This window comes from Nocardia alni (assembly GCF_019038435.1).
GTDB classification, from domain to species: domain Bacteria; phylum Actinomycetota; class Actinomycetes; order Mycobacteriales; family Mycobacteriaceae; genus Nocardia; species Nocardia alni.
Genome location: NZ_JAGPOX010000180.1, coordinates 1 through 17,046, shown reverse-complemented (window position 1 = coordinate 17,046; position 17,046 = coordinate 1). Strand labels below are relative to the sequence as shown.

General features: G+C 66.6%; 1 protein-coding gene. It reads right to left on the bottom strand.

Annotation, left to right across the window (positions count from 1 at the left end; genetic code table 11):
* A partial coding sequence (locus JZ791_RS39350) for an alpha/beta hydrolase (RefSeq protein WP_216902286.1) occupies positions 1-17,046 on the bottom strand: 17,046 nt, incomplete at both ends.

Sequence of the window (17,046 nt, the reverse complement as noted above, 5' to 3'; positions counted from 1 at the left end):
GGTCGGGGGAGGGCCGGGGTGCGCCCGGTCGTCTCACCCATTTGCCACCGTTCTTGTCCGTATGGAACTCGGTGGTGTCGGGCGTGCGCCACGTCCTGCTGCCGTCGGGGAACGTGACGTGCTGTACGCCGTCCCGGCCTTGGCTGTACCGCATTCCGTTGCGGGCGATGCTGTACAGGGTTCCGTCCGGGTCCCTGCGGTATTGCGTGCCGTCCGGTCGCAGGCCGTATTCGGTGTAGGTTCCGTCCGGTGTGCCATCCGCCCCGGTGTGCGGCACGCGACGATAGCGATTGCCGTTGGCGTCGGGGGTGTATTGCATACCGCGCGGGTCGAGGCGGTAGGTGATGCCGGGCGCCGGAGTCCGATAGACGCGTTCGGCGTTCCACGGCTGGTGATCCCACGGATTCTCGAGCAGCACCCGCACGGGTTCGCCGGACTCGTCGTGCTCGGTGGCGTGGACGGCGTAGACGTGGTTGCCGGCCAGACCCGGTACCGCGGTTCTGTTCTCGGTGCCCGGGCCGAAGGTGTGCGTGGTGAGCGTCACCGTGGTGCCGCGCCGCAGGGCCCAGTCGATCCGCCGCCCGATGGCCTGCTTGGCGGTCGCGAAGTCGTCGGCCAGCAGTCGTTTCGCGGGCTCGTTTCCGCGCAGCGCGCTGAAATACCCCGCCAGGGCGTCCTTCTCGGCCTCCCACCGGCCCGGGAACCGTCGGTCGAGGTCCTTGCGGAACCCTTCGGGCGTGCCGGGATCGCCGGTGCGCGTGAACTCCTGCCACGCGGCGTCCCTGGCGCTCCTGTCGTTCCCGTGTGCGGCCTCGAGCGCGCGCCACGTGGCGCTGCGCAGTTCGGAGCGCTCGCGCCGCCAGTCGTCGTAACTCTCGGCGAGCTCGCGCGAGAACTCGACATCGGCCTCGGGCAACAGTTTTCGTGGCGTCCCGGCCGGCGCACCGGCGCGCATCCGTTGCTGCACCAGATCGTGCAGCGTATCGGCGTCGAATCCGAGCGGGTGCAGGTAGGACGTGTCATCGACGCTGCGGACCGGCTGCCGCCGGTCGCTGCCGGGCGCCTGGTACGAGCCCGTGCCCAGGTGGGAATCCACCTCGGCGGGGTGTCCGGCGATCGTGTCGAGGGCGTGGTAGCCGTCGCCGTTCCCGAACCGCCGTGCGTACGCCTTCTCGATCAGGCCCGCCCACAACGGTTCTCCGGGCTCGTGGCCGACGAAATGCCCCTTGCCGTCGGTCTCGTAGATCTCCTTGGTGACCGGAATCCATTCGAACGCGCCGTCCACCAGGAACCGGACGCTGACGACGCCGTTACCGTGGTCGTGCATCATCTCGGTGATCGACCGCGGATTGTGTTCGGCTCGGTGTTTGAGCACCGCGAGCAGCCCGCAGTCACCCGCCGCGCCCTGGCGGGCGTCCTGTGACCTCGGTCCGCTCGGCGCGAAGACCGGATCATCGCGTCGATCGACCAGGTCCGGCAGCTTCGGCAGTACGCCGCGGGGCGCGGTGACGGAGACCGATCGCGATTCGTCGGGGAGCTTGATCCACCGCTGCGAATCCGTCCCCGGCCGCACCACGATGGGCTCGTCGTACGGCACCCGGAGCACACTCGGCCGCCCCTGCGCGTCGACGCCGAGGAATCGAACCTCTCCGCCACTCTCGGACATATCGATGTCCCAGCTGAGCAGGCCCGAATCGCTGCCCGGCCGGTTCGGCTCGAACTCGAAGTCCTCGACCAGGGCGGCGGGGATCAGGCGGTGCCTGCCGTTCGGGCGCGCGATCCGATAGGCCCAGGATCCGTCCTGCTGCTGGATCTTTCGCGCCTGGACCGCGTCGTCGGTGGGCAGCCGGTGCACCCGGCCGCCGTGATCCACCAGGGTGATGACGTCGTCGTCGGTGTCGGTGAAGTCGAACACGTCGTCGTCGACGGGAGCCCGCGGGTGCGCGAGCGAGGAGGGCACCGGAAGGACCGGCAGCAGTTCCTCGCGCTGTTCGGGGGTGAGCTTGTCCAGGGCGTCGAACCGGGAGTCCGGCAGTACAGGCTCGGGGTGGTCGTCGTGCTGCTGCTCGACGGGTGTCGCGTCGTGGGCGCTCGCCTCGGGGACGCCGAGCTTGTCCAGCAGGTCCGCACCGAAGTAGGTCTCGCCGTCCGCCGGCTCGAACTCCGATGTCTCGGCAATGTTCCCGTCGGCCGGGCGGGTGTTGGATGTTGTTGTGGTCGACCGGTTTTCGGATGTCTCGGCGCTCGGTACCTGAGCGATTGTTCCGTCCGGTCGGGTGACCGCGAGGGTGACGGTGCCGCGCAGGGGCAGCAGGCCTGCCGGTGGCCGGGAGACACCGGCGATAGGTGCGGGGTCCGAGCCGTCGTGCGGCGTCGTCTCGGCGGAGTCGGTGATCCGGTTCGGGCCGCTGCCGTCGACCGTGACGATATCCGAATCGACGTGTGGTGCTGTCGCTTTCGCGAGAGTCTCGGGTGCGTGCAGCGCGACTTCGAGCGGCCTGGCGGCATTCGGGCCCGAGCGCCGCGCCTCGGTGAACGCGGTGATCGCCGTGGCCAACCGGTTCGGGCCCCGACCGGTGAACAGCGTCGCGAGTGACCAGGACCAGGTCTGCGCGCTCTGCCCGGCGGCGGGATCGACCGTCAGCACGGTGGCGGTGTTCGATTGCGCGGCGGCGTTTTCCGCGTGCTGTCGCGCTGCCTCGGAGACCGCGTGCTCCATCGCGCTGATCGATGCGTCCGCGGGTACGTGCCAATGCACCGAGGTGGCCGTGTCGACGTCGCCGTAGGCGATGGTCGCGGCGGGTTGCCTGCCCTGCGGATCCTGATCGAAGGACAGCAGGTGCACCGGGGTCGCGGTGCCGCCGGTCCGGTTGGCGATCACCGTGGCCTCGAGCTGCGCGGCGTACACGTCGGTGAGGGCGGAGGTCAGGTTGTGCAGCTGGCGTTGTGCGTTCGGCGAGAGATCAGAGCTGTCGCCGAGCGTGGTGAGGCGGTTGATCTCGAGCTGAAGGTGCTTGCGGTTCAGGGTGTTGCGCACCGCGGCGGGAATACCCTCGCCGTTGCGCAGTCCGGGGAAGCCGGTGAGCAGGCCGGACTGGTATGCCGGTGCGAGATGGTCGAAGTGCAGGCCGTCCCACCAGTCGCGGCCGTGTTCGCTCCACCAGGTCGCCAGATCGCGCGAGGACCTCTGGGCGGCGTCCAGCTCCGGTGGCGCCTGCGGCGGCCGGATCCGATCCTCCGGCCCCGTGGGGGAGGGATGCGCGAAAATCTGGTTCAGCAGGTCGTTCTGGACCCTGTCCGCGTCGAGTCCGGTCCGCCATTGGGCCATCGCGGCGCGCTGCCGGCTCACGGCGCCGCGCGAGGCCTGCACGACGGTACGGATCGTGGGATCGTGCACGGCGTCCGGTGCGCCGAGCGCGGCCTCCTTGCGGGAGATCGCGGTATCCGCCGCGTCGAGCAGAATCTGCTGACGTGCGATCTCCTCCCGCTGCCGGTCCAATTCGCCGAACCGCTCGCGCGGCTGGTTCTCGTGGTCCAGGCGCTGGAAGTCGTAACCGATGTGCAGGCCCTGATGCCGCAGGACATCCAGGGCGTAGTCGTTGATCTCCGCCCGGGGCAGATAGTGCCCGCTGCGGTCGCCCATCGCGATCAGCCGGCCGCCCCGTACGGCGATCTCGCCGGCCGCGGTGACGGTTCGCCCACCCAGGAACGACGAATGGTGCCGCACACCGGGTTTCAGAGTCCCGGCGTAGAGGTTGCCGAATTCATCCATCACGAATATCGACCGGCCACTGGGGCTTTCGGCGACGGTGTCCAGCGGCATGCCGTCCGCGACGCGGTACAGGAGTCCTCCCGGCCCGACGAACACCCGGTGCTGCTCGAGCTCCTCGGGGGTCATGTGCTCGACCGGGGTGTGGAAGGCGATCTCGTCGAGCTCGTCGAGCTTTCTGGCGTCCGGGATCGGGTCGAGACTCGTCCTGGCCGTGATCGGCCGGATTTCGCCGGCGTATTTCTTGTCCAGCGCGGCGCCGTCGAGCAGGGGCGTCTGTGACGAAGCCAGCACCCGGGTCAGCGGCGCCGGGATCTGCTCCTCCGGTATCGCTCGGCCGGGACGAGCACCGCCGGCGGACTGTGCCGTATCCCGTGGCGAGGCGAACAGGTTGCCCGCGGGGGTGACCCCGATCTCGTACCGGCCGTCGGACCCGCGGCGCAGGAACACATCCGGCTGCCCCTCGAAAATGCCCGTCTCGAATCGCCGTCCATCCGGATGCACGCTGACGACGTTCATCCCGAGGCTGTATGCGGCGAGCACCAGCGGGGGATCCACTACCAGCGGATCGGTCGCTGTCAGCTGTTCGGCGGGGTCGGCCGCCAGCAGCGCGCGGGATCGGGCCAGCCAGGTGGTGGTGGCAGTCGTCTGCGGGGTCGAGCGTTCGAACTCGTTCAGGCTCTCGTGGATCCTGGCGCGCACGGCCGCGGCATCGGGCAGATTCGCTATCCGGGCGAGGGCGGCGAACAACGGATCTGCCGTGTCGCGCACCGGCTCCCAGCGTGTCGGCTCGGTGGGCCGCGCCGATACCCCGGGAGCCGGCGCGTTGCCGCTGTTCGGGGCGCGGGGCATCCGGGTATCCCGTGACTTCCCCGACGGCTCGTTCCGATACAGGCCGTAGGCGCCGGGGCCGCTCATGCCGAGGTACGAGAACTTGCCCAGCTGCGCGAGGTGAACCGCGACGATGCCGCCTCGGCGCGGCGTCGCCGGGCTCGACGGGTCCTTGCGGTTCGGATCGTCCGACCAGTCGGTGTCGCCGGGGCGCATCACCCGCTTGACGCGCTTCGGATCGGTCCAGTATTCGGTCCCGTCGGGTGTGCGCCAGCGCACGGTGCCGTCCGGTTCCTCCCGGTACACAGTGCCGTCGAGGCTCTTGAACATCCGGATTCCGTCGCCGGTCAAGCGGTACTCGGAGTACACCACCTTCTCGGGATCGTCCGGATCCGGATGTGGATCCCGGCGATACCGGGTGCCGTCCTCGAGCGTGCCGTACTGCTTGCCGTCCGGAGCCTCGCGGTGCCGGGTTCCGCCCGCGGGGATCGGTGTTTCCGGTTCCGGGTCGAGTCGATACTCGAGACCGGCAACCGGGGCGAGGTAGTCGTTGTTGTCGTCGAGCGGGTTGTCCACGAGGACCCGCAGCGGTGTGCCGGACGCGTCGCGCTCGACGCCGATGACGGTGTAGCTGTGCTGGGCGGTCAGGCCGGGTACGGCGTCACCCTCGAAATCCTCGGGCAGGCCCTTGTACTTGGAGATGCCCAGCGTCACCGCGGTACCGCGCTGGAGGGCGTAATCGATCTGCAGAGCGACCGCCCTGGCGCCGGGAGCGGTGCTGAGCGGCAACTCCCGATCTCTCGGATGCCCGGTGGTTATGCTGTCGAAGTACGCTGTCAGAGCGTCTTTTTCGGCATCCCACCGATTCGGCTCTCCCGGATGGCGCTCGGCCAGGTGGTCGGCCAGGGCTCGGTCGAGGTAGGCGCGGAATCCGGCGGGAGTCCTGGCACTCAGGTTGTTCTTGTGGTGCTCGCGTGCGGCGGCCCTGGCCTCCTTGTCGCGCGGACCGATCCTGTCCAGTTCCCGCTCCAGCTGGTCTCGCTGGACGCGGTGATCGTGTCGCAACAGGTGGTAGGTGTCGGCCAATTGGCGGGAGAACTCGAAGTCGACCGGACCGCTGTGGTCGTCGGATATGTTGGCGAGCACGATGTCGTGCAGTGTGTCGACGTCGAATCGCAGTGGGTTCAGGTAATTCCCGTCGTCGGTGAAACCGACGGGTTGGCGCCGGTTGCTGTTCCCGGACCGGAAGTAACCTCTGCTCAGTCGCTTGGCCAGGACGACGAGGTCGTGATCGGCGCCGAAATCGTGGAAGCCGTTGCCCTTGTTGAAACGGACGGCGTAGGCCTTCTCGATCATGCTGGCCCACAACGGTTCACCTGGCTTGTGTTGAACGAAATGCCCCGTGTCGGTGCCAGGGCTGAGATAAATCCGCTTGGTTACCCGGACCCACTCCGGCTTGCGGTCGACGATGAATCGGACGCTGACCGTACCGTCGCCGTGGTCGTGGACGAGCTCGGGGATCGCCGCGGGATCGCTCACGGCCATCGCCTTGAGATGCGATATCAGCGTGCAGTCGCCGATATAGCCCTGAGCGGTGTCCTCCGGTCTGACGCCGGCCGGTCCGAACAGCGGATCCGCGCTCCGGTCGGCAAGTGTCGGCAGGTCGTCCAAGAGCTGGGTGCGGGCCTTGATCCTGAATTCCTCGGACTTACCGGGGAGTTTCAGCCACCACGACTTCTCCTGTCCACGCCGGGGGGTCAGCACCACGGACGCCCCGAGCTTCAATCGCACCGTGGTCGGCCGATCGCGATCGTCTATGGCGGCGAATCGGATTTCACCCTCGCCCACGTCCCAGGTCAGTGTTCCCTTGTCGCGATTTCTCCGGGACGGCCGGAAGCGCATCCCCGAGTCGTCGTCCATGATGGGGATGTATCGGCGCTCCCCATCCGAGCGGAACTCGTAGTACCGATGCCCATGGCGTTCGACGATGTCCGCTTGTTCCTCGCCGGTGGGTGGGAGCCGGGTCAACTCGCCGTGGTGATCGAACACGACCAGGGTGTTGTTACCTCGCGGGCTGGGGAATTCGAAGGCTACGCCGGGTTCGGGCAACAGTTCGTGGCGCCGCCGCGAGGACAGATTTTCGTGGCGATCCCTTTCGCGCAGTGTCGGCGGTTCGAATCCCGGCTCCTCGAAGGTGACCCGGCGTCGCGGGGGCCGGCTCTCGAGTTGGAAGTCGAGTTTGTCCAGCAGGTCGTCTCCGAAGAAGGTCTCGCCGTCCTCGGGTGTGAATTCCGATGCGGTATCACGCTCGGAATTCGCGGTGCGCCTGTGCGGTGTGCTGCCGTCGCCCCGGCCATGGTCCATGCCGATGCGGGTGTTGCCCAGGGCGGTGGCGCCGGTGACGGTGATGTCCGGGGCCCGGTAGGCCGAGCCGTCGGGGCGATAGAACGCCGCGGTGACCACACGCAGGTCGCGGGGGGTGGGATGCTCGGAGAGGGGGTATCGCTGGTCGGTGGTGCGATCGACGACGACGATGACTCCCTCGTCGTTTTCGAGGTTGTAGGCATGTGCACCCACACCGAATTCGTTCTTGCTGTGGTAGGCGTCGACCACGACTGCCCTGGCTCCGTGCCCGAGCATGGGGTCATCACGCAGGATCGCGCCGATTGTGGCGTGGTTGTCCGTGATCGTCGCGGTGTCGAACTCTTGCAGCTCGGCCCCGGCAGCCTCCTGGAATCGCGGGACGGTGACACCGCCCAGCGCGACGGCGCCGAGCTTCCCGAGGTCGATCGGGGTGTTCGGTTTCCCGGCGGCGGTGTATTCGAGTGTGAGCGGTGCGCAGTATTGGCCCGTGAGCGTGTCTCGTGCTGGTGTGCTGCCGTCGGAGATGTGGTCGGGGCGCGCCGGGAGTGTGGTGGCGCCCTGGGTTGGTGGGCGCTGGTCCCGGGTCCGGCTCGGATGGGGACTGGAGCCGTCGGGGCGTGATTGCCCGGCGGCTGTGCGGGCGCGTCGGGCGGCGGGATCCTTGACCGACGAGAGGACCCAGCGGCGCAACGACGAGGGTCTCGACGGCCCTGGCCGGTGCGCTTCCCGGGTGAGGTCGTTGTACTTTCCGGTGGCGATTCTCGCGATGTTGCCGAGTGATTCCGAGGGGGTCGGATGGCCGTGTGCGTCTTTGGTGAATCCGAATTGCTGACGGTGCGCCGTCAGGCCGGTGTATCGCTCGGGGTATTCGGCGCGCAGGCGGCTGGCTCCGAAGTGTTCGCTGGCCGGTGAGAGGCCGTGGCCTGTACCGGCGAGTCGCTGCAGGGGACTCAGGATCGCTCCGCGCAAATTCGGATGCTGGGCCGCCATCCAGGTCACGGGGTCGTCCGCGGCGATCAGCGCGAATACTCGATCGGGTGGGAGACCGTAGTCGCTGGCGTGCCGTGCCGGGCCGGCGCCGGGGGATCCGAGCAGGGTCAAAGACGTGAGCGCCTCGGCCAGGTGGGCGCCGTGGGCGGCGTGGCTGGCGGTGACCGAGCCGTAGCTGTGCGCGAACAGGTGGATTTCCGGAGTCGATCCACTGTCGGCGAGCTGCCGTGCCCGGTGAAAGGCGGTCAACGTCCCGCGGAGCCGTTGAGCTCCGGCGACGGCCAGTGTGGGACGCGCCGAGCGCGCCATATGCAGCGGCTGGTTGAACCCGGCCGGCGTTTCGTAGTCGACCCACACCACCACCGCGGCACTGTGACCGGGTGATTCGAGCTGTATCGCCGCATAGTGGTTCATGCCGTTGACCACGTCCGGGCTCATCGTCGTCAGCTCGGTGCCGATCCCGGGGACATACCAGGACACCGACTGGGCGGTGTCGATATCGCCGAAGCTGATGACCGTGGTGCCGCGGCCGTTGAATGCGTCGGGATCGAGCTTCAACAGTGTCACTACGGGCGGGTCTATGCCGAACGTTCCGGCCGCGGTTCGTGCCTGTAGTTCGGCGCTGGACATGTTGTTCCGCATCGCGGACAGGTTGCGTAGACGTCGACGCTCGGTTGGCGACAGTGGTCTGGCTGTCGCCCGCCGTGGCAGCGCGTTGGCCGCCGTCAGCCGGGACAGCTCCAGTCGCAGATACTGCCGGTTCAGGGTGTCGCGGACCCCGGCGGGAACGGCGTCGGAATTGCGGAGGCCGGGGAAGGCCGTGGCCAGTGCGAGCTGATCTCCGGCCGGCAGGTCGGCGAAGCGCAGGGATTGCCACCACTGGTTGCCGGTGTCGCGCCACCAGTCGGCGACTGCCTGGAGCTGGTCGCGCTGTGCGTCCAGCGATTCCGGCGCCCGGGCGATGCCGTCGAGACCCGGCGGAGGGTGTGGGGGGAAGAACTGCGGTCGGCGGTCCGATGGGTGGAAAGCTGCCCAGGGGTCGTCGCCATCGATCCCGATGCCGGAGGGCCGCGACAGGTCCGCAGCAATCGTCTCGGCGCGGCTGCCGGAGTCGCGGGAGCGGGATCCGTCGCCGGAGATGCTGCGGCCGCGTTGTGGGCCGGCTGCCGAGCGTGCGCCGGCCGGATCCTTGTCGTGGGTGTCGACGCCGATTGGGACGTCGGCGAGGACCGCCGGGGCCTGGGAGTGCGGGGTGGACTCCACCGGAAGCCCCTGCGGCGTATAGAGAATCGCGGATGTGCCGGAGAGCTCGCGCGGTGGTTGTGGCGGGAACTCGTGCTCGAGTTCGAGACCCTTGTCGACGACGGTGATGGTGCCGTGGTGGTTGACCAGCAGGTAGGCGTGTGCACCGATGCCGTAGTCGTCGGCGGTGGCGTAGGAGTCGACGACGAGCGCGATATGGCCGTGGCCGAGCCGGCGCAGCTCCTCGGCGATGTCGTCGTGGTCGCCGAACGAACGAAGTTCGGCTCCGGCGGCATCCTCGAGCTCCTCGCGGACGATTCCCCCGGGCGTGGGTCTGTCGATGGTGCGGACGATGGGACTGTCGGTGCGAGCGCGGATTTCGGCGAGGCTGAGCGGGACGCAGTTGTTGAGGGGCGTGGTAGGGGTGTGGTCTGCGGTGGCGTCGTCCAGGACGGGGGTGTGTGGGGTACTGCCGTCGCCGTGGAAGGTGGTCCCGTCCGGGCGCGTGGTGGTGGGAGTCTTGGCTTGTTCCTTCGCCGCGGCCGGATCGGTGGCCCGGCCCGCGCCGAGCTGGTTGGGAACATGGCCTCGCGAGCCGGTGGACGAGTTCGTCCGCAGCCACGAGGATATCCGTGAGCCGGTGGTCCGTAAACCCGAGAACGGGTGTGTGGACAGCGATTTCAGTGTGCTCGGACCCCGAGTGGTGTCGAACTGCGGACGGATCGCCGGGGGAGTCGATGGCAGACCCGCGAAGGGTTTGCTCAGGCCGATGACGAGTTTGGTTGTCGGTTCGGTGTCGGCCTCGTCGTTGCCGGGGGTGCGGATGAGGGTGATCTCGGGGGAGTCGAGGAGTTGTTGCAGGCTTGCGGTGACCGGGGCGCTTCCGGTGAGGGCGTGCAGTTCGCCGGTCGCGGGTAGCCACATGTATCGTGCGCCGGATTCGTCGCCGAGCAGTGCGACCGTGGCCAGGGCGGCGGCGGACTTCCCGAACGAGGTTGTGGTGGACTGGGTGAACTTCGTGCCGAGTAGGTCGGTGAAGTCGTTCCAGGTCTTGGCGGGTGGGTGTTTGATCGGTTGTGCGGAGGGCTGTTTGGCCGGGGTCGGGGTGTGTGGGATCGGCGCGCCGGTCGGTATGGCGAGGTGGTAGTGGCTCTGGTGGATCAGGACCGTGGCGTGGGGTGGTGCGTTGGTGTCCGGGCCGAGGATGACCGTGGAGGTCGGGTATGCCTCGCTGCGCAGGCCGAGCAGTATGTTGCCGTCGCGTAGTACGGCGCTGGCCGCGCTGGGGACCAGGTGGCTGGCCGCGGTCGACCAGATCCCCTGGTTGGCCAGGTTCTGGACTTGCGTGGCGAAATGTTCCCGGAGGGTGCCGTTCTTCCTGGCGGCGAGCAGGTCCTGCAATTCTTCGGGGGTGATGTATCCGGCGTCGGGTGCTGCCCGGGCGGCGTCGATGAGAGTGTTGAATTGATGGTAGTAGCCGTTGCGTTCGTAGGCGTGTTCGGCGATTTTGACGGTGACGGCCCAGCGGAGTTTGGCGATCCGTTCTGCCAGTTCCTCGTCCGTGCTGGGTGCGGTCCGGTATGCGGTGCGTTCCATGGCGTAGAAGAAGCAGTCGCCGTTTCCGCGCATGGATTCCCAGACGTACCCGGGCGGTGCGGGGATCCCGCCCACGACCGGTGATCTGTCGCGCTGCCCTCGGATGGCGTTCGACGCGAAGGTCAGGGGTTTGCCCTGATCGCTTTCGCTCAACGCATCGAATACGAGTTTCTCGGCTGCGGGCTTCTGCGTCTCGGGTTTCTTTGTCTCGGAGTGTGATTGGTCGGCATCGTCCTTGGTTTCGGACTTCTCGGTCTCGATGCTCTGGTGCTTCAGGCCGGCCGGTGCGGACGATTCCGCCTGCTTCTCCGACGCGGCCTTCTCGGTCGATTTGTCTTGTCCCGCATCGTCTTCGAGTTTGTTCGGCTCTTCGTCCTCTGGTTCTTCGATGATGCTCGCGAGAGGATTCTTCGACGGGGGTGGCTTCGTGGCACCAGGCTTCTTCGTGCCCTTCGTGACGTCGGTCTTCTTTGTGCCCTTCGTGGTATCGGAGTGGCCCGGAGGTTCGGCGAAGGTCTCGAGTTCGGCGTCGGCGGAGACCCAGAGGGTTCCGTTGCGGCCCTGGATCTCGATGACCATCACGGCCTGGACGTAGTGGCCGTCGGACCCCTTCTTCTGTGAGCCGCGGCGCATATAGTCGGCGGTCTGCTGGCCCGTGCCACGGGGCGCGTCGTGGGCGACGGTCTGGCCGGCCAAGGGGATATTGGTCGGGGTGTTGCGGTTGTCGGAGTTGGCCGCGGGCGCGCCGAGACCACCGGAACTCTGGAAGGAGTAGGCCCTGCCGTTCTGGCTCAGATAGTTGTTCTCCGAGCTGGTGGTCTGCTCCATCGAGATTCGCTCGCTGGGCTGCATGACCACCGGCGAGTGGATCGAGACCTTGAGATAGACGCCCTCGTCCTTCACGGTGTTCTTCGCCGGGGTGAGCGCCCTGCCGGGTGGCACGTCGCTGTCGAGGAACGAGGCGACGGTCTGGGAGCCGAACCGGACCAGCTTGCCGGTGTTCGCCAGCGATTGCAGCACGCTGAGCGCCGAATTGGTGAGGTTCGACTGTTCGAGCACGTCGGACTCGGGAGTGAGGAACTGGAGCGCTTTGGGCAGACTCGATTGCAGGTAGGTGAGCATCGACCAGAGGGCGTGTGGTTGCCGGCTGAGATCGAGTGTGGGGTCGACTACGCGCAGTGCCTGGATCAGTTCGGTTTCGCCGGCGAAGCGGCGCAGAACGAACGGCTTGTCCGGCTTCCAAGGCTCCTGGGTGAGAAGGGATTTCAGCTCGGCCGGGGGGTTCATCTGGATGGCGACGGACCCGTCGGGGGCCGGTTCGCTCGGCTCGGTGGGATCGGATTCGTAGATTCCGGGTGTGGTGTTGCGCCGTTTCGCGCCGGCCCGTGTCTCGGACGTGTGGAAACGGACGAGAGCGTCGGCCACGACGACCTTGCGGTCGTCCGGCTCGGGCTCGGGCTCCCGCTCGGCCTCGGCGTCCTCCTCCAGCGGAGGGAGGACCATGGCGGCGAGGTTCTGCCCGTAGTAGATCAGGCCGCGTCCCAGGAGGGCCAGGCCGTCGTAGCCCTTGGAGGCCAGGTCGGCCAGCAGCGCCTCGGTCAGCAGTCGCGAGGTGACCGTGACGCCGACCTCGTAGGGGATCGTATAGGTGGTGGTCGTGGCGGCGCGCGTCCAGGCGCCGCTCCCGCGGATCGCCTGGTGGGTTCCGTCGACGACGCTGGTTTCCCCGGCGCTGATGGTGCCTCCGGGTTGCAAACCGCTGGCGACCTTACCGCTGGGGCTGATGATCCCCTGGAGACCACGGGTGATGCGCTTGCCGGCGCTGGTCGCGCCGGGCAGGGGCGCCCTGCTTTTCTCGGGGACGGACAGGCCATTGCCGTCGGCGCCGCTGAAGGTGCGCCGATAGTCCAGCATGGCGCTGTCCTCCAGCAGCCTGGGGTTCAGCTTCGCCAGGTCATCGAGGTCGGCGTTCGGATCGATGCGGGCGGTGAGTTTGATCGTGACCAGGCGTGGAACGATGAAGCGGGCGTCGATGAAGCGAATGATCTCGCGGGCGTTCGGTCCGCCGTTGAGCAAGCGCAGTAGGCCGAGGTCGCTGGTCGCCTTGTTGATTCGGGTCCGGACGCCGGGTATGTGGCTCCACGACTTGGGGTCGGTGACGGCGCCGGCCTTCGAGTGCACGTGCTCGACGACGAGGTTTTCGAGGGCATTTCTCTCGCCCCTGACGTTGACCTTGGTGATGATGCCGGAACCGAGTTGACCGGTGTCTCGATATCCGGAGGGCGGGGGATCCTCGGATTTCGACCCCGTTTTCAGATCGGGCTCGAGTTTTTCGCGGACGAGCTTGGCCAATTCGGGGTTGCTGTCCAGATCCGACCTGGTGAGGTAGAACATCACCGCGTCCGGGATCTCCACGGAGTAGGCCTTGGTGCGGGCCCCGCCGGGAAAGGGGTTCCGGTACATGTTGCGCGTCGCGGCGGTGACGCTGAGGATGTACTCGGCATCCGCGGTGAACTCGTACATGGGTTCGGCGCCGTAGGTGTAGGAATAGTTCGCATTGCTGATGGACTCGGCGGCGCTGTGGTCCTGTTCGGACATGGTGCCTTGAACGCCGAGGGCGATGCTGCCGTATGTCTCTTCCTCGGCGTCATCGGCGGATGTCTTGTGGAACAGGGATCCGGTCGGTCCGCCGCGGTGGCCCTTGAAATTTGTCACGCCCTGACCGGAGCGGTCGGCGATCAGGCGCCAGTTCTCGGAGTCCATATTCGTGGGCTTCCGCTCGACCACCCTGATGTTCTTGATGGCGCCGGCGACCGTGCCGGTGAAATCGAGACCGCTCACCGCGCCGTCGTCGGCGGGGGCGTCGATGGGGAGGTAATTGCTGAACAATTCCGGCGCGGCCAGGCTGCCGGGCATCAGCGTGGTGTCGAAGACCTCGGCGGTCATCGACTCCGGATTTCCGTCGGGCTCACCCAGCGCCGTCCACGAGATCCACCGGCCGAGTCCGGTGGTCCTGTCCACTACGTACCAGGCGGGCTTCAGGAGCGCCTTGCCTACCGCCGCCCAGTCCACTGTCAGCTGGGGCTCTTCGGTGTTCCAAGGTGCGTTCAGGGGCTGGTCGGAGGGGAATGCTCCGGGGATCGACTGCTCGATCGGCGCGTCGTCCTTCTTCGGCGCCAGGTGCGCGGGGGGCGGCACCGTGAGTTCCGATGTGACCTGCTGCTGGATGAGCTCCGCGGTGGTTGCGGCCTCCTCCTCGGCGGCGGCCTTGTCGTCCTTGGCCTCCTTGGCTACGGCCTTGCCTGATTTGTCGAGCGGGACCAGGGCGATCGCCTGTTCCGACTTGTCCTCCAGCACTCGCTCCTCGTCCGGCTGGTCCTCCAGATCACGGGGGAAGGAGCCAGGCATGAGCCCGACGGCGGCGCGAGCGGCCTCCCGGATGGATCTCATCTCTTCGGCGAGTTCGGTGAGGGCCTTGGCGGCGAGCGGGCGCAGTACCGCGCTCGCGGTCATGAACTCCGTCATGGCGTTCGTCAGGTATTTGTGATCGTCACCCTTGGGGATCAGTGAATCCTTGGCGGGGTCGAGGGCACGGGTCTTGTGCGTCGATCGGGGCGGCGCGACGGCGGGCTTCTCGGCTTCGGAAAGGGTGAGATGGGTGGGCACGGCGGCCCGGACGACGCCGTCGTTGGAGACAGGCGCGGGATCGGTCTCGTGGCTGTCGGTGACCACCAATATGTGGACGACGGGCCAAGAGAAGAACTGCGTCCCTTCTTTCTTGGGTGTGTGGGCATATCGGTTCTCGGCCGAGTTCCAGCCGTGATTCCGGACGGAGTCCCAGCCGGTGGCGCGTGTGTACGCCATGGCGATTCGGCCCGCTTGTCTCCCCGTGGTGCTGTTCGGATTGTTGAGCTGGGCATTGATACTGAGACTCGTAGCGAGCGGCTCGTTCGAGTACTCCTCGCCACTGGTGGTGCCGGAGCCCGCGTAATTCATGGTCGGGAACCCGGGCAGCGTCCAGTCGTGGGAGACGTCGTCGTACGGATCTTTCGCGAGGTACTTGCGCTGCGTGACCAGTGTGGCGGAAATGCTTCGGGTGTTGGTCTTGCCGGACAGTTCGAACCACTTGGGGGCGCCGCCTTGGAGCGCCTCGTTCACTGTTCCCTTCAGGCTGACTCGACCTTTCATCTGGTCGAGCTTCTGCCTGTTCGCCAAATTCATCATGCCGCGGGCGGCGAGGTATTTCTCGAACCAGTCGAACAGCGGCTCGGTGCCCTCGACGCTCAGCGGTGTGGTGGTCAGTCCGAACTGTTCCAGGTGCAGCAGCTTCCCCGTCGGATACCGGCGCTCGGTGGGTGGGTGGCCGAAGGATTTCACCGACGGCACGAGCATATTGACCGGATAGCCTTTGCCGCCGTGCAGTGGTGACCGCGGATCAGGTAAGAGCGGGGGCCCGTCCGGGCGGACCAGGTCGACGTGGATGGTCGCCGTGGGCGTCACATGCAGCAGGTCGCTCTCGTTGCGCAGGGTGCGTGCGGTGACGCCGCGGCTGCTGTGATTCTGCGAGTGACGGAACTGGTTGGTGATTCCCAGTCGCGGGAAGGTGACTCGAACGTCCAGGGGTGAGAAGACACCGGTCGCAGTACTGTCGGACGCCCCCCAGTACGACATCGGCGCGAGCAGCACGCCGGTGGAATTGGTGACCGTCGAGATTCCCTGTACGGTCACCTCCCGGATCGTGTAGAGCTCGAATCGCATTTTCTTCGCGATCGGCCCGGTAATCCGGGTGCCGTCGCTCATTTTCAGAGTGAACCGCAGATAACCGATCTCATAGCCGTTTTCCGTATACAGGGTCGGTGAGACCACGGTGTCGTCCCACATCTGCTGGATGAGATCGTGGAAATTATCGGGGTCGAAGAACGTCCACAAATCTTCGACGGAAGGTTCGGCGAGTCTGGAGAAATACGGGCCGAACGAGGCGACCACGTCCGCATGGATCTGGTCGGTGTCGGGAACGTCGTGCGTGCCGTACAGGGTGTCCCGCAGCAGGCTCATCGGCACCGGGACCGTCGCGAGATCGTCCGGATCGGCGGTGGGTATCTTGCCGGTGGTCATGAACGTCGGGAAATGTGCCCGGAGGATGTTCGGCGCCTTCTCCTCGATGGCCTTCCATCCCGTCAGCCGTTGCGGCGAAAAGAGATCGGAAAGGCCCTCACCGAGGCGCAACTCCCATGTCGGCTCGAGATCATAGGACTCGTGGTCGCCCTGGCTGCGCATTTTGGAGGTCGTCTTGACGATGCTGGAAGCATGGGAACCGGAGTTCAGCTCGTTGAGCCTGGCATCGAGCTGCCAGTTGGCATATGTCGCGTGCAGCACGCCCTTGCTGTACGGCAATTTGTTGGACTGAGCGAACGATCCGGACCGTACCGTGGTGTTGCTGAATCTGTTGCCGTTCCTCGTGGATTCGGTACTGAAACGCTGGATACGAGTCACCGGCGGTTCGGCGCCCGGTGACGTCCGCTTCGGCGACGGTCCGAGGGCGCGCAGCGAAAGCCGCAGGAAGATCGGATATTTCTTACCCTTGTACACCACGTTCAAGGGCATTCCCGACACGCTGAGCAGGCGGCCCTTCTTATTGCCCAGCAGCTCGGAAGTCAACTCCCTCTCGACCGCTGCCCGGAATTTCTTGTCCTCGCGGCCTCCCGTCACCTCTCGGATGACATGCTCGCGCAGCCACGTCACCGTCTCTTCGGGAATCGGCTCGTAGTAGACCAGATTCCCCTGGCCGGTGCGCCGGTTGCCGAAGCTCTGCATCGTGGGGGTCAGGTCGTGCGGGTAATCGACCTCGAACGTACTGGCCAGGTCGAATCCGTAATAGGTGTCACCGTCGTTGGGGTCGGTCGACTTCGGCGATTGCTTCGGTTCATCGAACAGGCCGCCGAGCACATAGTCTTCGTGACCCTCGAACAGTGAGGTTTCGGCCGGGGTGACGGCCGGAGTGTGCTCGTCCTGCGGAGTCTTCTCGGCATCCTTAATGCGCAGCGGCGAGTTCTTCCGTGGCCGTGACGGCCTGCGAGTCTTATAGGCAGGTTCGTGATCGGTGGTGTCGTCGACTTGTTTGGCGGGTTCGTCGACTTGTTTGGCGGGTTCGTCGACTTGTTTGGCGGGTTCGTCGACTTGTTTGGCGGGTTCGTCGACTTGTTTGGCGGGTTCGTCGACTTGTTTGGCGGGTTCGTCGACTTGTTTGGCGGGTT